General features: G+C 39.6%; 18 protein-coding genes. 13 read left to right on the top strand and 5 right to left on the bottom strand.

What is annotated here, in order from left to right:
• Positions 1-27 precede the first annotated feature (27 nt).
• The 3 genes from rpoC to ndk all read left to right on the top strand — a co-directional run bounded on the left by rpoC (position 28) and on the right by ndk (position 4,424).
• Positions 28-3,705, top strand: coding sequence for a DNA-directed RNA polymerase subunit beta' (gene rpoC / locus HT679_RS00085; protein WP_173212194.1), 3,678 nt, complete (start codon positions 28-30; stop codon positions 3,703-3,705).
• Between the two features lie 85 nt (positions 3,706-3,790).
• Positions 3,791-3,961 (top strand): hypothetical protein, encoded by a 171-nt coding sequence (locus HT679_RS11180; RefSeq protein WP_240149559.1) that lies wholly within the window; start codon positions 3,791-3,793, stop codon positions 3,959-3,961.
• 49 nt (positions 3,962-4,010) lie between these two features.
• Positions 4,011-4,424, top strand: coding sequence for a nucleoside-diphosphate kinase (gene ndk, locus HT679_RS00075; protein ID WP_173212192.1), 414 nt, complete (start codon positions 4,011-4,013; stop codon positions 4,422-4,424).
• A gap of 511 nt (positions 4,425-4,935) precedes the next feature.
• On the opposite strand, the gene HT679_RS11620 is transcribed toward ndk, so the two are convergent.
• The 5 genes from HT679_RS11620 to HT679_RS11505 form a co-directional block, all read right to left on the bottom strand.
• Complete coding sequence (locus HT679_RS11620) at positions 4,936-5,214, bottom strand: competence protein ComA (RefSeq protein WP_173212190.1); 279 nt, start codon at positions 5,212-5,214, stop codon at positions 4,936-4,938.
• 140 nt (positions 5,215-5,354) lie between these two features.
• Positions 5,355-5,987 carry an ABC transporter ATP-binding protein gene (locus HT679_RS00065; RefSeq protein WP_000571433.1) on the bottom strand — a complete coding sequence of 211 codons (633 nt, stop codon included), beginning with the start codon at positions 5,985-5,987 and terminating at the stop codon, positions 5,355-5,357.
• A gap of 1 nt (position 5,988) precedes the next feature.
• A complete protein-coding gene (locus HT679_RS00060; RefSeq protein WP_173212188.1) occupies positions 5,989-8,004 on the bottom strand; it encodes a DUF1430 domain-containing protein in 2,016 nt (671 codons plus the stop codon).
• A 95-nt stretch (positions 8,005-8,099) separates the two neighbouring features.
• On the bottom strand, positions 8,100-8,402 hold the full coding sequence (locus tag HT679_RS00055; protein WP_045611574.1) for a lactococcin 972 family bacteriocin: 303 nt from the start codon (positions 8,400-8,402) through the stop codon (positions 8,100-8,102).
• Between the two features lie 314 nt (positions 8,403-8,716).
• A complete protein-coding gene (locus tag HT679_RS11505) occupies positions 8,717-8,887 on the bottom strand; it encodes a PhrA family quorum-sensing system peptide (protein ID WP_267241016.1) in 171 nt (56 codons plus the stop codon).
• Between the two features lie 186 nt (positions 8,888-9,073).
• Between HT679_RS11505 and HT679_RS00050 the strand changes: the two genes are divergently transcribed.
• From HT679_RS00050 to HT679_RS00005, 10 genes are all read left to right on the top strand, one after another.
• Positions 9,074-9,937, top strand: a complete 864-nt coding sequence (locus HT679_RS00050) for a helix-turn-helix transcriptional regulator (RefSeq protein ID WP_164226804.1) — start codon at positions 9,074-9,076, stop codon at positions 9,935-9,937.
• A 281-nt stretch (positions 9,938-10,218) separates the two neighbouring features.
• Entirely contained in the window at positions 10,219-10,839 is a 621-nt protein-coding gene (locus HT679_RS00045; RefSeq protein ID WP_023940371.1) for a hypothetical protein, read from the top strand.
• Positions 10,840-10,923: 84 nt separating this feature from the next.
• Complete coding sequence (tsaE, locus tag HT679_RS00040; protein ID WP_173212185.1) at positions 10,924-11,367, top strand: tRNA (adenosine(37)-N6)-threonylcarbamoyltransferase complex ATPase subunit type 1 TsaE; 444 nt, start codon at positions 10,924-10,926, stop codon at positions 11,365-11,367.
• The gene (locus HT679_RS00035) at positions 11,357-11,875 is read left to right on the top strand and encodes a GNAT family N-acetyltransferase (RefSeq protein WP_173212177.1); all 519 of its coding nucleotides are present in this window, start codon (positions 11,357-11,359) and stop codon (positions 11,873-11,875) included. The genes tsaE and HT679_RS00035 overlap by 11 nt, the downstream gene beginning before the upstream one ends.
• Positions 11,876-11,882: 7 nt before the next feature.
• Positions 11,883-12,899, top strand: coding sequence for an LCP family protein (locus HT679_RS00030; RefSeq protein ID WP_173212174.1), 1,017 nt, complete (start codon positions 11,883-11,885; stop codon positions 12,897-12,899).
• Between the two features lie 83 nt (positions 12,900-12,982).
• Positions 12,983-14,239, top strand: coding sequence for a competence/damage-inducible protein A (locus tag HT679_RS00025; protein ID WP_173212172.1), 1,257 nt, complete (start codon positions 12,983-12,985; stop codon positions 14,237-14,239).
• A 54-nt stretch (positions 14,240-14,293) separates the two neighbouring features.
• Positions 14,294-15,460, top strand: a complete 1,167-nt coding sequence (gene recA / locus HT679_RS00020) for a recombinase RecA (RefSeq protein WP_050441079.1) — start codon at positions 14,294-14,296, stop codon at positions 15,458-15,460.
• Between the two features lie 114 nt (positions 15,461-15,574).
• Positions 15,575-16,945: an MATE family efflux transporter gene (locus HT679_RS00015; protein WP_173212170.1), complete on the top strand. Its 1,371-nt coding sequence runs from the start codon at positions 15,575-15,577 to the stop codon at positions 16,943-16,945.
• A 367-nt stretch (positions 16,946-17,312) separates the two neighbouring features.
• Entirely contained in the window at positions 17,313-18,263 is a 951-nt protein-coding gene (locus tag HT679_RS00010) for an N-acetylmuramoyl-L-alanine amidase family protein (protein ID WP_173212168.1), read from the top strand.
• 917 nt (positions 18,264-19,180) lie between these two features.
• A complete protein-coding gene (locus HT679_RS00005) occupies positions 19,181-19,735 on the top strand; it encodes a PBECR4 domain-containing protein (protein WP_333502781.1) in 555 nt (184 codons plus the stop codon).
• Positions 19,736-20,354 lie beyond the last annotated feature (619 nt).

Raw genomic sequence — 20,354 nt, 5'->3', positions numbered from 1 at the left:
TCACTTAGAATAGAAAGGGAAGAAATAGTGGTTGATGTAAATCGTTTTAAAAGTATGCAAATCACCCTAGCTTCTCCAAGCAAAGTCCGTTCATGGTCTTATGGAGAAGTCAAAAAACCTGAAACAATCAATTACCGTACCTTGAAACCAGAACGTGAAGGTCTCTTTGATGAAGTTATTTTTGGACCTACAAAAGACTGGGAATGTGCTTGTGGTAAGTACAAACGCATTCGTTATAGAGGGATTGTTTGTGACCGCTGTGGGGTTGAAGTAACGCGTACGAAAGTTCGTCGTGAGCGTATGGGGCACATTGAGTTGAAAGCTCCTGTATCTCACATCTGGTACTTTAAGGGGATTCCAAGCCGTATGGGCTTGACCCTTGATATGAGCCCTCGTGCCCTCGAGGAAGTTATCTACTTTGCGGCTTATGTGGTGATTGATCCCAAGGATACACCACTTGAGCACAAGTCTATCATGACAGAGCGAGAATACCGTGAGCGCTTGCGTGAGTATGGTTATGGTTCATTCGTTGCCAAGATGGGTGCCGAAGCTATCCAAGACCTTTTAAAACAAGTAGATCTTGAAAAAGAAATTGCTGAACTCAAAGAAGAGTTGAAAACAGCGACTGGACAAAAACGTGTCAAAGCTATCCGTCGTTTGGATGTTTTGGATGCCTTTTACAAGTCTGGCAACAAACCTGAATGGATGATTCTCAACATCCTTCCAGTTATTCCACCAGATCTTCGTCCAATGTTGCAGTTGGATGGTGGTCGTTTTGCCTCATCTGACTTGAACGACCTTTACCGCCGTGTTATCAACCGTAACAACCGCTTGGCTCGTTTGCTTGAGTTGAACGCACCAGGTATCATCGTTCAAAATGAGAAGCGTATGCTTCAAGAAGCGGTTGACGCTTTGATTGACAATGGTCGTCGTGGTCGTCCAATCACAGGACCAGGTAGCCGTCCACTGAAATCATTGAGCCACATGCTTAAAGGTAAACAAGGACGCTTCCGTCAAAACTTGCTCGGTAAACGTGTTGACTTCTCAGGACGTTCCGTTATCGCCGTTGGTCCAACGCTTAAGATGTACCAATGTGGTGTGCCACGTGAAATGGCGATTGAGCTCTTTAAACCATTCGTGATGCGTGAAATCGTTGCCCGTGATATTGTGCAAAACGTTAAAGCAGCTAAACGCTTGGTGGAACGCGGAGATGAGCGTATCTGGGATATTCTTGAAGAAGTAATCAAAGAACACCCAGTGCTTTTGAACCGCGCACCGACCCTTCACCGTTTGGGAATCCAAGCCTTCGAGCCAGTCTTGATTGATGGTAAGGCCCTTCGCTTGCACCCGCTTGTCTGTGAAGCCTACAATGCCGACTTCGACGGAGACCAAATGGCCATCCACGTACCACTTTCAGAAGAAGCTCAAGCAGAGGCTCGTATCCTCATGCTAGCTGCTGAGCATATCTTGAACCCGAAAGATGGTAAACCAGTTGTTACTCCATCTCAGGACATGGTTTTGGGTAACTACTATTTGACCATGGAAGAAGCTGATCGTGAAGGTGAAGGAATGGTCTTCAAAGACCGTGACGAAGCGGTTATGGCTTACCGCAATGGTTATGTTCATCTCCACTCACGTGTTGGTATTGCAACAGACAGCCTCAACAAACCATGGACAGAAGAGCAAAAACATAAGGTCTTGCTTACAACAGTTGGTAAAATTCTCTTCAACGACATCATGCCAGAGGGTCTACCATACTTGCAAGAACCAAACAATGCCAACTTGACAGAAGGCGTTCCAGCTAAATACTTCTTGCCACTAGGTGGGGACATCAAGGAAGCGATCAGCAATCTTGAACTTAATCCTCCATTCAAGAAGAAAAACCTTGGAAATATCATCGCTGAAATCTTCAAACGTTTCCGTACGACAGAAACTTCTGCCCTACTTGACCGCATGAAGAACCTCGGTTACCACCACTCAACTCTTGCAGGGTTGACAGTGGGTATTGCCGATATCCCAGTCGTTGATGACAAGGCTGAAATCATTGAAGAATCACACAAACGTGTAGAACAAATCACCAAACAATTCCGTCGTGGTATGATCACAGACGACGAGCGTTACAATGCTGTTACAGCTGAATGGCGTGCTGCCCGTGAAAAACTTGAGAAACGCTTGATTGCCAACCAAGATCCTAAGAACCCAATCGTTATGATGATGGACTCTGGAGCCCGTGGTAACATCTCAAACTTCTCACAGCTTGCCGGAATGCGTGGTCTGATGGCTGCTCCGAACGGACGTATCATGGAATTGCCAATCCTTTCAAACTTCCGCGAAGGTTTGTCGGTATTGGAAATGTTCTTCTCAACTCACGGTGCCCGTAAAGGTATGACCGATACGGCCCTTAAGACAGCCGACTCAGGTTACTTAACTCGTCGTTTGGTTGACGTTGCCCAAGACGTTATCATCCGTGAGGACGACTGTGGAACTGACCGTGGTCTCTTGATCCGCTCTATCGCAGAAGGAAAAGAGATGATCGAGTCTCTCGAAGAGCGTCTCAATGGTCGTTACACTAAGAAAACTGTTAAACATCCAGAAACTGGTGCAGTTATTATCGGTCCAAATGAGTTGATTACAGAAGACAAGGCGCGTGAAATTGTCAATGCTGGTGTAGAAGAAGTTACTATCCGCTCTGTATTTACATGTAACACTCGTCACGGTGTCTGCCGTCACTGTTACGGTATCAACTTGGCGACTGGTGATGCGGTTGAAGTTGGTGAAGCAGTTGGTACAATCGCTGCCCAATCTATCGGGGAACCTGGTACACAGCTTACAATGCGTACCTTCCACACGGGTGGGGTTGCCTCAAATACCGATATCACTCAGGGTCTTCCTCGTGTCCAAGAAATCTTTGAAGCCCGCAATCCTAAAGGGGAAGCGGTTATCACAGAGGTTAAAGGACAAGTTACCGCTATCGAAGAAGACGCTTCAACTCGTACTAAGAAAGTCTTTGTTAAGGGTGAAACTGGTGAAGGCGAATATGTTGTTCCATTTACCGCTCGTATGCGTGTTGAAGTTGGGGACCAAGTAGCGCGTGGTGCTGCTCTTACAGAAGGTTCTATCCAACCAAAACGTCTCCTTGCAGTTCGTGATGTCTTGTCAGTTGAAACGTACCTTCTCGGTGAAGTACAAAAAGTTTACCGTAGCCAAGGGGTGGAAATCGGTGACAAACACATCGAGGTAATGGTTCGTCAAATGATCCGTAAAGTCCGTGTCATGGATCCAGGTGATACAGACCTTCTCATGGGTACTCTCATGGACATCAACGACTTTACAGATGCCAACAAAGATGTTCTTATCGCAGGTGGTGTTCCAGCGACAGGTCGCCCAGTCCTTATGGGAATTACCAAAGCCTCACTTGAAACCAACAGTTTCTTGTCAGCGGCTTCCTTCCAGGAAACAACTCGTGTCCTTACAGATGCGGCTATCCGTGGTAAGAAAGACCATCTCCTTGGACTTAAAGAAAATGTTATCATCGGTAAGATCATCCCAGCAGGTACTGGTATGGCCCGTTACCGTAACCTTGAACCACATGCTATCAACGAAGAAGAATACCTTAATCCTCCAGTAGAGGAAGAAGGAAATGAAGAAACAACAGAAGTAGTTGTGGATACTGCCGTTGAAACTGTGGAAGAAACAGTAGAATAAAAGAGAATGGAGAGCCTTCGGGTTCTCTTTCTCTTTTCTGAAAACTTTCTCCATTTTTCCATGAAATGTGGTAAAATAATACTCAATGAAAATCAAAGAGCAAACTAGGAAACTAGCCGCAGGTTGCTCAAAGCACTGCTTTGAGGTTGTAGATAGAACTGACGAAGTCAGCTCAAAGCACTGCTTTGAGGTTGTAGATAAGACTGACGAAGTCAGTAACATATACCTACGGCAAGGCGACGTTGACGTGGTTTAAAGAGATTTTCGAAGAGTATAAAAGAAAGAAGCTGACAAAGGAGACAGGTATGGAACAAACATTTTTTATCATTAAACCAGACGGTGTAAAAAGAGGGCTAGTGGGTGAAGTATTGAAACGCATCGAACAACGTGGATTGACAATCGAAAAATTGGAGTTGCGTTCACAGGTTTCAGAAGAGTTGATTGACCAGCACTATCAGGACTTGGTTGGTCAAAGTTTTTACCCACCGATTCGTGAATTTATGACTTCAGGCCCAGTTCTTGTGGGCATTATTTCAGGTCCTAAAGTAATCGAAACTTGGCGGACTATGATGGGTGCGACTCGTCCAGAAGAAGCTTTACCAGGAACTATTCGAGGTGATTTTGCAAAAGCTGCTAGTGAAAATCAAGCTATCCAAAATGTTGTACATGGGTCAGATTCAGAAGAGTCAGCTAAGCGAGAGATTGCTCTTTGGTTTTAAGAGTCGATTGGCTCAATCAATTGGTTAAAAGCTCATTTGAATAGAAAGTATAGTCAATTAGTTTAAGATATGACGCATAATATCAAATTTTTTAGTTTTTGATATGGTGCGTTTTTTTGATTATGTGACTATTAGTCCGTCTCGTTCCGTTAGGTGCGAGACAAAAAAAACACCCGCTATGCGGGTGCGTGTCGAAGGTTATACCCAAAAAACTCCAAATGCGATACAATAAAGGTGTTCAAGCCAATTTGTAAAGCGAAAGGAGAAAAATATGGCACAAAAGGTTCTTTTGTCCTGTTCTTGTTTCAATTGACTATATTTCTATACTTTTTCTTCCTTTCTCTGTGAAAATCGCAAGTTTTTCCCACCTTTTCTCAATACTGAAACAACATCTTTCCAGAACTTCAATAATTTCTTTTTGTATTAAATCATTATTTAACTAAATCTTTGGAGGCAATACGTTTTCAAAGCTACTTTTTTACCATAGGTTTTGAGCCTTCAACACAGATTACTAAGCCAAAAATGCTCTAAATTTTTGAAATTCTAACAAATTCCACTCAACTTCATCATCATCTTTAACTTTCACAATATCTTCCTCAAAATAACATGGAATAAAGATAGTTTTCTTTTGAAACGGTTGTAGGAGGAAAATCTCTCCTACACTATTATTGATTCTGAGAGAAAATTGCAAAATATCATCTACCAAACTTTCAATTATTAAGATTTTTTGCAGTTTATCTGAATTAGAATCGCAAGGCTTCTCAATAATATAATTGTCGAATTTTTTCATTCTAACTTTCTCTTCACTATTTCTTCCTTTATCAAGAAAAAGTTACCTCAATATTGATAAAGTACAATTCTAAATTAACTCCAATTATTGATTCATGATAATATTTCAGTAACTCATCGTGCAATTAAAAACAAGGATTTTTATTTCAGACGATCCATCGTGAACACTTCATCAGCCATCTCCCAAATTGCCGGATTATGTGTTGCGATAATGATTAGCCTATTATCATCTCGAAGAGATAGCAAAATCTCCATAATCAACTGAGAGGTTGCTGGGTCTATTGAAGCTGTTGGCTCATCTGCCAGAATAAAGGGTGGATTCTTTAAGATAATTTTTGCCAAGGCAACCCGTTGCGATTCTCCGCCCGATAACTCAAAGATGCGCTTATCTAGGTCAAGATAAGCCAGGCCGACCTGTTCTAAAGCCTGCTTCTGCCTCAACCGCTGTTCCGACCGACTCAACTTTTGACCAATGAGACCTAGCTTAAGGTTTTCTTCAATACTTTGGTTTTCAATTAAGCCAAAGTTCTGGAAGAGGTAGCCCAATTCGTGACGGAAAAAATCACTCGATTTATAATTGGCCAAGTCTTTACCTCGGTAAAAAATCGTCCCATCATAAGATTCTAATTTCCCAATCATGTTCATCAAGGTTGTTTTTCCGCTACCACTTGAACCAATTAAGGCATAGACTTTTCCAGCCTCAAATGTCATTGAAAGATTCGAAAATAACTCTCGTTCTCCAAAAGATTTACTCACCTGTTTAAGTTCAATCATATTAACCTCCCTTCAAAACAAGCATGGACATCTTGTTTTCTTTCTGCATTTGGACATGTAACTGTAAAAGAGATAGACCAGTAAAGAGTAACGAGACTAAGAAAGCAACTACTATCTCTACCATAAGAAATACACTCGCAACAAATCCCAGTAAAAACACACCCAGTTGAGCAAAGAGATAAGTGCGATGGATTTCTAAGAACCTGAGACCTGCAATGCGTTTGATAAAAATGGCACGTCTAAATTCTTCAAAGTAGAGCCTATTCATAGTGTTAAACAACAAGATTGAAGTTGTAATCCCAAGCACAGCTCCTGCTAGCATTACCCAACGTTCCCTCTGGATATTATCCGATAATGTGATGTAGTTGTGGTAACCTGTTTGCATTTCTGAGACCCAATTTTCAATGCCTTGTCTCTGGATAAGCTCCTGGGCATCAGACAATTGATTAAAGAGAACGTAATTCTGTACTGCGTCTACCCAAAAGAAAATGGACTGTGGACCAGTTGATTGGGGTGTTATAACAATGATGATTGGATCTTTCAAAAACTGCTGGTAAGAAATAGGGGTCGTATTATACACAAAACGATCCTGACCTGATTCCAAATAACCTACCGTAGCAGTCATTTGCTGTCGTTCATCTTTACTAGACATGCGACTGGTTAAGTCGTCTTCAAAAACAGATTTATAATGTTCTTCCTCTGAACGGAGGTGTTCAGGCAGCAATAAGACAAACTCCCCTACATCAAGGTGATTCATCTTTTGCTCAATAGTTGTATCTACAGGAATGTTTTGACGCTCCAAGTATTGCGGTGTGACGATAAGGACATTGCCATTCGGGTTGTAATCGTGCCATTCTGTAGAGGTTATAAAGTTTTTGGAGGAAGCCATGCCATTTTGCAAAGAACGGTCAATTAACTGGTGTCTAGATAAGAAAGCCTTTTTTTCTGAAACAGCCAGATCCATCAATTGATACCAAGTTCTGAGTTTCCTTTGAGCTTGTTCATCAAAACCAGGACTCGTTCCTTCACGGCTGAATGATAGGGTAATCAGTTGCCTTTCCTGGCTCCAAGCCTCTTGTCCAATCCGATGCTGTTGCCAGGCTTGGGAATACTTTAAGCTACTCCCTATTCCCAGCGTTACAATAATAATCGCTAATAGTTGACCGATTAAAATCAAACTAATGATTCCTCTGACAGGCACTTGCCCTTTTATAATCTGCATCAGGTGTATCTTTTTTATCCCAACTGCGAAGAGTTGAGCGAAAAACAGGGAGATCAACAACAAGATGAGATTATAACTGAGCAAGCCTTCTCCTATGGTCATTAGGGATTGCGTTGGAAGCGACAGAATTTTTTGCATAAGAATGGCGAGCACGCCAGCTAAACTGAAACCAACAGCTATCCCTTTCAAATCCTCACCAACTGGTCTAAGGAAAATGGACCACCGTTTCTCTCCTGAAATGAGGCGAATGCCCGACGACCGTAATTGGCTAATTTGACTAATTAAAGTCAGTGCTCCAAAGGTTAAGATGAAAATCAATAAACCGATTAACTGAAATCCGTTACTAAAGATAGCCATTAACGTAGATAGTTTAGATGGAATTATCAGGTGCATGTTAGTCAAGCCAAGTTGACTTAGCTCCTCTCTTAGCAAGTGAATATCTAGGTTTCCATCGAATACAAAATAGTTTGTTTCAACACTACTACTTTGGGCATCTTCTAGATTTTTTTCCTGTAGCCCATCAGGCAACTTTCCGTCCCCAAAGGTCGTATAAGAAAAAACTGGAGTACCTTCTGAGTTGGGATCTTGGTGTTGAATCGCAATAAAGCTATCCGTTTCTTCTGCTAGTTTTTCCAAGCGTGTAGCAACATGCTGAAAAGTTGTTTCAGGGGAAGAATCACGTACAACAACGTTGGGGTAATAATGGGAAACATATGTATCAGTCCAAATGGTAAATACCCAAACAAAGAACAAACTAGCAAGCAGGTTGGATATGAGTATAAATAATTTTTTCATAGTGCATTCCTTATTCTAAAATAGAGGGCAGAAATACCCCTGCCCTCTATAAACTAACAAGCTTACTAAACTATTGATAAAAGAATCTTCTTCAATTATTCTTGCAATCCCGCATCAAATGTAACTTGCTCCCCAAAATTTGTATTAACAAACGCATAGGCCGCACTATGTGCTCCTGCATAAGCTGTTTTTTGATTGTCACGTCCATTACTTCCAACATAGGCCCAGTGATCCTCTGAACCATGATAATAATTCGAAAATGCTCCCCAATTATTTGGATCATGATAGCCTCCATAGGTCCACTCGCCACCATGGAGAGAAACTGCCAAAACAGGAAGAGCCAAACTACATGCCAAAACGGCAAGGGATGATGCAACTACTTTTCTAAATTTTAACATATTATTACTCCTCTGAATGAAATATTATGAAAATGAGCGAAATGCAACTACATATTTTAATTAGAAATCTCAGTCTGAATTATAGTATCCTATTTTTTCCTCCTTTCTAACTGCACGTTCCTTTCTACAGGCAGAGACCTAATTTTATAAACCAATCTTAAATACTTTAGATTTTGTAACTCATAATTTTCAACAGTTGGTTAGCTATGAAAGCATTTTATCAAACATCTCCATTCTTATATCTATCTGGTATTGTTACAAGCTCTCATAAGAATACCTTTCTCTAAATAGTTGAATTTTAAAGTAATACGAAATCAATCTGCCTTCCCAACATCAAGACCATTGGAATTCTTTTGTAATTGCACTCGAATCTCCAATCGTTTATTCTTCTGAACAAACTGTTGGTAAGGAATTGTGTTACTAAACGTAAAAACACCTAGTAATACTAATATAGCTAATTTTTGAATTCCACGATTTTTCTTTATTCGTGAAACCCCTTTCTGTTTCCTTGTTTTTATTTTAACATATGTATATTATTCAGTCAAGTATTTTTATTATATTTTGAACTTTTTTTATTATTTCTATTTGTAATTTTATCGAGTAAATATTTGCCGTCTTTAACTAAATGATATATAATTGACAAATATAAATTAGGAAGGTTTTTTGTTTTTATGACTACATTAGCTGAAAAATTCAGATTGAAAAGAAAAGAGTTGAGACTCTCCCAACAAACTCTTGCAGAAGGAATTTGTGAACAAAGCCAGATTAGTAAAATTGAGAGAGGGCATTTCATTCCCTCCGCAGACCTTTTGTTCAAACTCTCACAACGACTTGAAGTCCCTTTGGATTACTTTTTCAATGAACAAATTGAAATTAAATCTAACCTCTCTAATTTCAAGCAATTATCTGCTCGACTATTAGATGACAGAAATTATGACGATTTGGAATATATTTATAGAATAGAGATTGAACGAAGTACTTTTCTAACACTAGAAGACCGAACTTACCTTGAATGGATTAAAGCTATTATTGACTTCTATCAATATGACAGTAAGTGTGAGGCTATTTCTTCATTGGAAAATATATTATTAAAAGTCTCCTCAAATACTCTGATTTATTTAAAGGCATTGAATACTCTATCTAATTTCTATTCCTTAGTGGGTCGTGAACAAGAATATGAGGCAAACTACTCTCATTTGATGGAGTTATATCAGACAAAAAATTTTGAGCATCAAGAGTTTTTATTTGGCTACATCAGAGTTCGTTACAACTACGCTCACTACCTAGTATCAAAGGAAAAATATAACGAAGCCATCCAAGAAGCTCTTGAGACGATTGAACTCTGTAAACAAAGACAGACAAGCTACCAACTGGCTCCTCTACTTATTCTTGTAGGAAATGCTGGAGCCAAATTTCTAGACAAAGAACAAGTCAAAAATTATTATATAGAAGCAAAAGAGTTATGTAAGATTTATAACAATCCTTTAATGTTGATGAAGATAGAAAATTATTTGAAGGAATTAGATACTGTTTAGTTAATCTTGACATTATAGTTTTTCTGAAACGTTAAATAACCTGTAAGGCTGATAGTGAAATGAATACTATCAGCCTTATTTCAAATTTATATTCTTCCAAAATCTCTTCAAACCACATCAGTTCTATCTGCAACCTCAAAACAGTGTTTCGAGCAATTCCTAGTTTTCATTGAGTATTAGTCTCTGGTGTTTGTTTAGCGTCTAAAAGAGTCATTTGAGAAGATTGAAAACAGTTCTCTCTTTTCTCCTAGTATAATGATTGGTAGGAAGGGAGAGAAAAGATGAAATCAATGAGAATCTTATTTTTGTTAGCTTTAATTCAAATCAGTTTGAGTAGCTGTTTCCTATGGAAAGAATGCATCTTGTCCTTTAAACAAAGTACAGCTTTTTTCATCGGAAGTATGGTCTTCGTTTCAGGAATCTGTGCTGGAGTAAATTATCTTTATACTCGTAAGCAAGAAGTCCATAGTGTCCTAGCTAGTAAGAAGTCGGTGAAGCTTTTTTACAGTATCTTGCTCTTAATTAATTTGTTAGGAGCTGTTCTTGTCTTGTCAGATAACTTGTTCATCAAAAATACGTTGCAGCAAGAATTAGTTGACTTTTTATTGCCATCCTTTTTCTTTCTATTTGGACTAGATTTGCTGATTTTTTTACCCTTGAAAAAATACATGCGCGATTTTCTTGCTATGCTAGACAGAAAAAAGACAGTGTTGGTGACTATTTTAGCAACACTTCTCTTCTTAAGAAATCCAATGACCATTGTCTCTCTTCTGATTTATATTGGACTGGGTTTGTTTTTTGCAGCCTATCTTGTCCCAAATTCGGTTAAGAAGGAAGTTTCCTTTTATGGTCATATTTTCCGAGATCTTGTATTGGTCATTGCTACGCTCATTTTCTTTTAGAGAAAGCTTGTTTTTATGGATGTTATGATGGTAAGTTTAGCAGGAAAATAGACACAAAAGAAAAGTTTTTGGTATAATAAGAGTATGTACACAAAAAATGAAGAAGAGCTACAAGCCTTAGGGGAGCGTTTGGGTCATCTATTAGAAAAGAATGATGTTTTAATCTTAACTGGAGAACTGGGCGCAGGTAAAACGACCTTTACTAAAGGACTTGCTAAAGGTTTACAGATTTCTCAAATGATTAAAAGTCCAACCTATACTATCGTAAGAGAGTATGAGGGGCGTCTTCCGCTTTTCCATTTAGATGTTTATCGTATTGGAGGAGATGCGGATTCTATTGATTTGGATGAATTTCTCTTTGGTGGCGGCGTGACTGTTATCGAGTGGGGAAATCTCTTAGGAGATGCCTTGCCAGATACTTATTTAGAGTTGGAAATTCTAAAAGAAGAAGACGGTCGCAGACTGAATTTCCAAGCAAAAGGTTTGCGTGCAGAAAAACTCTTAGAGGAGCTTCAACATGGAGTATGAATTGCTCATTAGAGAAGCAGAGCCTAAAGATGCAGCTGAATTAGTGGCCTTTTTAAATCGTGTGAGTTTGGAGACAGATTTTACCAGCTTAGACGGAGATGGTATTCTCTTGACCAGTGAGGAGATGGAAGTATTCCTCAACAAGCAAGCTAGTTCGGACAATCAGATAACCTTACTTGCATTCTTAAATGATAAAATTGCTGGTATTGTAAATATTACAGCTGACCAGCGCAAGAGAGTCCGTCATATTGGAGATCTCTTTATTGTGATTGGAAAAAGATATTGGAATAATGGCTTGGGAAGTTTTTTGCTAGAGGAAGCGATAGAGTGGGCACAAGCAAGTGGCATTCTGCGTCGTCTCCAGCTGACTGTCCAAACTCGTAATCAAGCAGCAGTCCATCTTTATCAAAAGCATGGCTTTGTAATTGAAGGTCGCCAAGAGCGTGGAGCATATATAGAAGAAGGGAAATTTATCGATGTTTACTTGATGGGTAAACTGATCGATTAGTAGAAATATGGTTAAAAAAATTATTGGAATGGTATTAGCTTTTCTAGCTGTGACAGTTTTAGGTGTCGGTGTTTTTGCGTATACTATTTATCAGCAAGGCACACAAACCTTAGCTAAAACCTATAAAAAAATCGGCGAAGAAACCAAGGTTATTGAAGCGACTGAACCTCTAACCATTCTGTTAATGGGAGTGGACACCGGAAATGCTGAACGAACTGAAACTTGGGTCGGTAGAAGTGATAGCATGATCTTGATGACAGTGAATCCTAAAACGAAAAAAACAACGATGATGAGTTTAGAGCGGGATATTCTGACCCGCATTGAATCAGGGAATGGTCAGGCTCATGAAGCGAAACTGAATTCAGCATATGCAGATGGTGGAGCAGAGCTTGCTATAGAAACCATTCAAAAAATGATGAATATCCATATTGATCGCTATGTGATGGTCAATATGAAAGGGTTGCAAAAACTAGTGGATGCAGTAGGTGGTATTACAGTCAATAATACCCTAGGTTTCCCAATTTCTATCAGTGACCAAGAAGAATTTAATACCATTTCTATCGGTGTTGGGGAGCAACATATTGGGGGAGAAGAAGCCCTAGTATATGCACGAATGCGTTACCAAGATCCTGAGGGAGATTATGGTCGTCAAAAACGTCAACGTGAAGTTATTCAAAAAGTCATGGAAAAAGCTCTCAGTTTAAATAGCGTTGGTCATTATCAAGAGATTCTAAAAGCTTTGAGTGACAATATGCAGACCAATATTGATTTGTCTGCGAAAAGTATTCCGAGCTTGTTGGGCTATAAAGATTCATTTAAAACCATTGAAACTCAGCAGTTGCAGGGTGAAGGAGAGATGCTTCAAGGTGTTTCTTACCAGATTGTTTCGAGAGCCCATATGTTGGAAATGCAAAATCTACTCCGACGTTCTTTGGGACAAGAAGAAGTTACCCAGGTCGAAACCAATGCGGTCTTATTTGAAGATTTATTTGGACGAGCACCTGTTGGTGATGAGGATAATTAACTTTTGATACAAATAAAAAATCAATCGTAGGAAAATTCCTGCGATTTTTTCAAAAAAATACGAATAGATAGGTAGGAGGAAACATGAAAGCAGAAATCATTGCTGTTGGAACAGAGATTTTGACAGGACAGATTGTCAATACCAATGCCCAGTTTTTATCGGAAAAATTAGCAGAGATTGGGGTAGATGTATATTTTCAGACGGCTGTAGGAGACAATGAAGCTCGTCTCTTGGCTTTGCTTGAGATCGCCAGTCAACGTAGCAGTCTGGTGATTTTGACAGGCGGTTTGGGGCCGACTGAGGACGATTTGACCAAACAAACTCTGGCTAAATTTTTAGGGAAAGAATTAGTCTTCGATCCTCAGGCCCAGGAGAAGTTGGATGTCTTTTTTGCCCAGAGACCAGACTATGCCCGAACACCGAATAACGAAAGACAAGCCCAAATTGTAGAAGGAGCGACTCCACTACCCAACGAAACAGGACTGGCTGTGGGAGGAATATTGGAAGTCGATGGAGTGACCTACGTTGTTCTTCCAGGTCCACCAAGTGAATTGAAACCCATGGTCTTAAACCAACTTCTACCCAAGTTGATGACAGGGAGCAAGTTGTATTCCCGAGTTCTTCGTTTCTTTGGGATTGGCGAGAGCCAGCTGGTGACGATTTTGGCTGATTTGATTGATAATCAGACCGATCCGACCTTGGCACCTTATGCCAAGACAGGAGAGGTAACCTTGCGTCTGTCAACAAAGGCTAGCAGTCAAGAAGAGGCGAATCAAGTGCTGGATATCTTGGAAAATCAAATCTTGAATCGCAAGACTTTTGAAGGCCTTTCTTTACGAGACCTTTGTTATGGTTATGGGGAAGAAACTAGTTTAGCTAGCATTGTGGTAGAAGAACTGAAAAGGCAAGGGAAAACCATCACGGCTGCAGAGAGTTTGACGGCTGGTCTTTTCCAAGCTACTGTAGCTGATTTTTCGGGTGCTTCAAGTATATTTAAAGGTGGTTTTGTAACCTATAGCCTGGAGGAAAAATCAAAGATGTTGGATATTCCTGTCAAGGATTTGGAAGAACAGGGTGTTGTGTCTGAATTTACAGCACAGAAGATGGCTGAGCAGGCACGAAGCAAGACCCAGTCAGATTTTGGCATTAGTTTGACTGGAGTGGCAGGACCAGATAGCCTCGAAGGACACCCAGCTGGAACAGTCTTCATAGGATTGGCACAGGAGCATGGAACTAAGGTCATCAAGGTGAATATTGGAGGTAGAAGTCGAGCAGATGTACGTCACATTGCGGTTATGCATGCCTTTAACCTAGTTCGCAAGGCTTTATTAAGTGACTAACTTTTGATATAATAGTAGGTAGGTCTGAGGACCATTAGAATGTAGGAGAATAGAATGGCGAAAAAACCAAAAAAATTAGATGAAATTTCAAAAAAATTCGGGGCAGAACGTGAAAAAGCCTTGAATGACGCTCTTAAATTGATTGAGAAAGACTTTGGTAAAGGATCAATCATGCGTTTGGGTGAACGTGCGGAGCAAAAGGTGCAAGTGATGAGCTCAGGTTCTTTAGCTCTTGACATTGCCCTTGGTTCAGGTGGTTATCCTAAGGGACGTATCATCGAAATCTATGGGCCAGAGTCATCTGGTAAGACAACGGTTGCCCTTCATGCAGTTGCACAAGCGCAAAAAGAAGGTGGAATTGCAGCTTTTATCGATGCGGAACATGCCCTCGATCCAGCTTATGCTGCGGCTCTTGGTGTCAATATTGACGAATTGCTCTTGTCTCAACCAGACTCGGGAGAGCAAGGTCTTGAGATTGCAGGAAAATTGATTGACTCAGGTGCTGTAGATCTTGTCGTAGTCGACTCAGTTGCTGCCCTTGTCCCTCGTGCGGAAATTGATGGAGATATAGGAGATAACCACGTTGGTTTGCAGGCCCGTATGATGAGTCAGGCCATGCGTAAACTTGGTGCTTCTATCAATAAAACCAAAACAATTGCCATCTTTATCAACCAATTGCGTGAGAAAGTTGGGGTCATGTTTGGAAATCCAGAAACAACACCTGGCGGACGTGCTTTGAAATTCTATGCTTCAGTCCGCTTGGATGTTCGTGGTAATACACAAATTAAGGGAACTGGTGACCAAAAAGAAACCAATGTTGGTAAAGAAACTAAGATTAAGGTTGTAAAAAATAAGGTAGCTCCACCGTTTAAGGAAGCCGTAGTTGAAATTATGTACGGAGAAGGAATTTCTAAGACTGGTGAACTCTTGAAGATTGCAAGCGACTTGGATATTATCAAAAAGGCAGGAGCTTGGTATTCTTACAAGGATGAAAAAATCGGTCAGGGTTCTGAAAATGCCAAGAAATACTTGGCAGAGCACCCAGAAATCTTTGATGAAATTGATAAGCAAGTCCGTTCTAAATTTGGCTTGATTGATGGAGAAGAAGCTTCAGAACAAGATACTGAAAACAAAAAAGATGAAGCAGTTCAAGCAGATTCTGTGAATGAAGAAGTTACACTTGACCTAGGCGATGAACTTGAAATCGAAATTGAAGAATAAGCTGTTAAAGTAGTGGGGAAATCCGCTACTTTTTCGGTTTTTTGTTCAAGTTTTCAGATCATCTATAGTTTGCTGTTTCTTGTCGCTCCACTAGAAAGCTGATATAATAGCCTTATGAATAAAAAACGAACAGTGGACCTGATTCATGGTCCTATTCTCCCCTCGCTCTTAAGCTTCGCCTTTCCAATCTTGCTGTCTAATATCTTTCAGCAACTCTATAATACAGCTGATGTCTTGATTGTTGGGCGTTTTCTTGGACAAGACTCCTTGGCGGCGGTAGGAGCGACGACAGCGATTTTTGACCTGATTGTGGGTTTTACTCTTGGTGTTGGCAATGGCATGGGGATTGTCATTGCCCGTTATTATGGAGCTCGGAATTTCACAAAAATCAAGGAAGCAGTAGCTGCCACTTGGATACTAGGTGCCTTTTTGAGTATTGTAGTTATGTTGCTGGGCTTTCTTGGATTGTATCCACTTTTGCAATACCTAGATACCCCTGCTGAAATCCTCCCTCAGTCCTATCAATATATTTCTATGATTGTGACCTGTGTTGGTGTCAGCTTTGCTTATAATCTCTTTGCAGGTTTGTTGCGATCTATTGGGGACAGTCTAGCTGCCCTTGGATTTTTGATTTTCTCTGCTCTTGTCAATGTGGTTCTGGATCTCTATTTCATTACGCAATTGCATCTGGGAGTTCAATCCGCAGGACTTGCTACCATCATTTCGCAGGGTTTATCAGCGGTTCTCTGCTTTTATTATATCCGTAAGAGTGTGCCAGAACTTTTGCCTCAACTCAAGCATTTCAAATGGGATAAGGTCTTATACGCTGATCTCTTGGAGCAAGGTTTGGCTATGGGCTTGATGAGTTCAATTGTATCTATCGGCAGTGTGATTTTACAGTCTTCTGTTAATACCTTTGGTGCAGTGATTATTAGTGCTCAAACGGCGGCTCGCCGCATTATGGCCTTTGCCCTTCTTCCTATGACCGCTATCTCTGCTTCTATGACGACCTATGCTTCGCAAAATCTTGGAGCTAAGCGACCTGACCGCATTGTTCAAGGTCTTCGAATCGGCAGTCGTTTAAGTATGTCCTGGGCAGTTTTTGTTTGTGTCTTCCTCTTTTTTGCTAGTCCAGCCTTGGTTTCCTTCTTGGCTAGTTCGACGGATAGCTATTTGGTAGAAAATGGTAGTCTCTACCTGCAAATTAGTTCAGCCTTCTATCCTATTTTGAGTCTCTTGTTGATTTATCGTAATTGTTTGCAGGGCTTGGGGCAAAAGATCCTTCCTCTGGTTTCCAGCTTTATTGAACTAATCGGGAAAATCGCTTTTGTGGTCATGATTATCCCTTGGGCAGGCTATAGAGGAGTTATTCTTTGTGAACCCCTTATCTGGGTTGCCATGACAGTTCAACTGTACTTTTCGCTTTTCCGTCACCCCTTGATAAAAGAAGGGAAGGCCATCTTGGCAACAAAAGTGTCATCCTAGCTTGATTTACTGAATAAAATCTATTTCCTCTAGTGAAAATCGAAAAAACTTGTGCTGTCATCTTTAGTTTGGTCTTGAAAATAGTTTAATATACTTTTGACTTCTTTTATATGATATAATGTATTTATTAAAAGAACATATAGAGACTGTAAAAATATACTTTTGAAAAGCTTTTTAGTCTGGGGTGTTATTGTAGATAGAATGCAGACCTTGTCAGTCCTATTTACAGTGTCAAAATAGTGCATTTTAAAGTTCTATCTACAAGCCTAATCGTGACTAGGATTGTCTTCTTTGTAAGGTAGAAATAAAGGAGTTTCTGGTTCTGGATTGTAAAAAATAAGTTGTTTTAATTGATAAGGAGTAGAATATGGAAATTGATGTGAGTAAATTAAGAACAGATTTGCCTCAAGTCGGCGTGCAACCATATAGGCAAGTCCATGCCCATTCCACAGGCAACCGTAACTCAACGGTGCAAAATGAGGCTGACTACCATTACAGAAAAGATCCTGAATTGGGCTTCTTTTCTCACGTAGTCGGTAATGGTCGTGTTATGCAGGTAGGACCTGTTGATAATGGTGCCTGGGACGTTGGGGGCGGTTGGAATGCAGAAGGTTATGCACAAGTTGAACTGATTGAAAGCCATGAATCAAAAGAAGAGTTTCTGATTGACTATCGTCTCTATATCGAACTCTTGCGCAATCTAGCGGATGAAGCTGGTATACCGAAAACACTTGATACAGACGACTTGGCAGGTATCAAGACACACGAATACTGCACCAATAACCAACCCAATAATAACTCAGATCATGTTGACCCTTATCCTTATCTTGCCAAATGGGGTATTAGCCGTGAGCAGTTTAAGCAGGATATTGAAAACGGCTTGACGATTGAAGCAGGATGGCAACAGAATGATACTGGCACCTGGTATGTACACTCAGATGGTTCTTATCCAAAAGATAAGTTTGAGAAAGTCAATGGTACCTGGTATTACTTTGACGGTTCAGGATATATGCTTGCAGACCGCTGGAAGAAGCACACAGACGGCAACTGGTACTGGTTTGACCAGTCAGGAGAAATGGCTACAGGCTGGAAGAAAATCGCTGAGAAGTGGTATTATTTTGACACAGAGGGCGCCATGAAAACAGGCTGGATCAAATACAAGGAGACTTGGTACTATCTTGATAGTCAAAATGGGGATATGGTTTCCAATGCCTTTGTCAAATCAAATGATGGCTGGTATTACCTTAAAGAAGATGGTACGATAGCAGAAAAACCAGAATTTACAGTCGAGCCTGAAGGCTTGATAACAGTAAAATAATAATGGAATGTCTTTCAAATCAGAACAGCGCATATTATTAGGTCTTGAAAAAGCTTAATAGTATGCGTTTTCTTGTGGAGATATTTCCTTCAATTTTTGCTACTATATTAAATAAAAATCAAAAAGCAAACTAGAAAGCTATGCTCAAATAAAATCTAAATTTGACAATGTAAACCGATTGAAGCGTTTAAAGCGCAATTTATTACTGAACAAGATGGCATCATATCTGGAATAATATGCTTAAAAAGAGAAGAAAAATTGGTGCAAATTCATTTTCAGACTATCTTCGTGGAAGTGTTCATCAAAATAGACAAAAATAGATTTGGATAAATCGAACTCACTATTCAGGAGGCATATGAGCAATTCGAAGAAGAAAAGTGTCAAATTGAGCCTATAGGAGTAGAAATGAAATAGTAAGTCCTGCATAGGGGATGAGAGAAAAGTTGTCCTTGAAGTTTCCCTGAACGATCAGTCGCATATCAAACGATATGTAGGGTAATGTGAGAAGGGATAGCGAGTAGTTTTTGGTTATTTTATCAAAAAACTTGTATTTTATCATTCTAAATGATAAAATACAAGAAAAATAGTAGAATAAAGGAAAGCTTTTCTAAAATGTGTATCTCCCCACAGGATTCGTTCTTGTGGGATTTTTTTCGTTAAAGAAAGCGATAAATATTGACTTTTTTAAAGAAAGATGTCATAATTAAGTTGGAAAAAACGTAAAAGTATCACTTTTCTCGTTATCCCGACTCCCAAAACGTCGTTAAACCGCTCGGCAATCCATGGAGACATGGACACATAGTAGTAAGCACGCTATGTGGCTTGGCAGAGCTAAAAACTGTTCCCTTGCGATAAGCCTAATAAGCACAACATAGGGAGTTAGAGAAGCCGACTCTAATCATCCACTTTGGGCAGTAGTGAGAACTGCCCCGTGCTTTTTTTATTTTGAGAAAATATGGAGTTTGTCGTTGAAATTACTTGATTGTATTTTAGATTATCAAGAGAAATTCGATGGAAAAACATGTCAAGTATCAACGAATTATAAGCATTTAGAGACTTTCGAAGTAGATTTTTGCTTGACTGATTTACATCACTTATTTGGCTTGCACAAAATCACACGAGATTATGCTAGTCAAACAATACCTGCTATTCAAGCTGGTGTTTTTATTTTGGAAGAATATAAAAATAATCCCATGTACAACGATGTTATAGAAAGGATATCTTTGTATAGTTTTATCGGTGATATCTTCTATCCTAAGATAATAAGTTGTTGTATCCTAGCCAAAGATTTATCTAAAAACACTATGAAGTTGGACGTCATATTTTTTGAAGATAGAAACAAAAGATCCGCAATTTTAGGTTTACGAAGAGATAAAAGTGGAGTGTTTAAACCGGTTACTCTACATTTTACAAGCGCTAAGAAATATGCTAAAGTTCGTAAAACAGATGTGAAAGAAATTAAATGGTTATAAAAAAACTTTTCGCAGGCTTCGGCTTGCGTTTTTTTGTTTGATAAAATTAAAAAAATGTGCAAAAATAAGTAGAATTGAAAACAGGAAAAAACACCTCCTTTCGATTCGCCAAGCCTCTTCGCAAGGCAATGAGGGGGCGGAGAGACGCGCTCGTCAACAGAAGTATCTCATTGGAAATGTTGCTCACTTTTTTAGTGAGCTTTTTATTTAAGGAATAGGAATGAAAAATAAGAAGTTAAAATTATACTCAATGAAAATCTCTTCAAACCACGTCAACGTCGCCTTGCCGTAGGTATCTTACTGACCAAGCTAGTGATGGACTTAGAATAGGTGATTTGGAGCGTCCTAGTGGCTAGGAAATGCTGATCATAGTCCTTTGCTGAGGATAGGGTGTAACACTCAACTGGTTGACCTAATCGATAGAGAGGGAATTACTATAAAATACTCAGGCTTCTATCATATATTTTGAAATATTTTTGTAATCAAAACGTAACAATAATGTAACATTGATACAAGAGATATTATACATAGATAAATATAGTATAACTGTTATTTCTTCATTAAAAAGAAAGCTGTATCAAAAGGTTTTATATGCCTGTGCATATATATATATATATAT

This window comes from Streptococcus sp. 4886, assembly GCF_013276485.1.
In the GTDB taxonomy this organism is placed as follows: Bacteria; Bacillota; Bacilli; order Lactobacillales; family Streptococcaceae; genus Streptococcus.
This window is presented reverse-complemented; position numbering and strand designations above follow the sequence as displayed.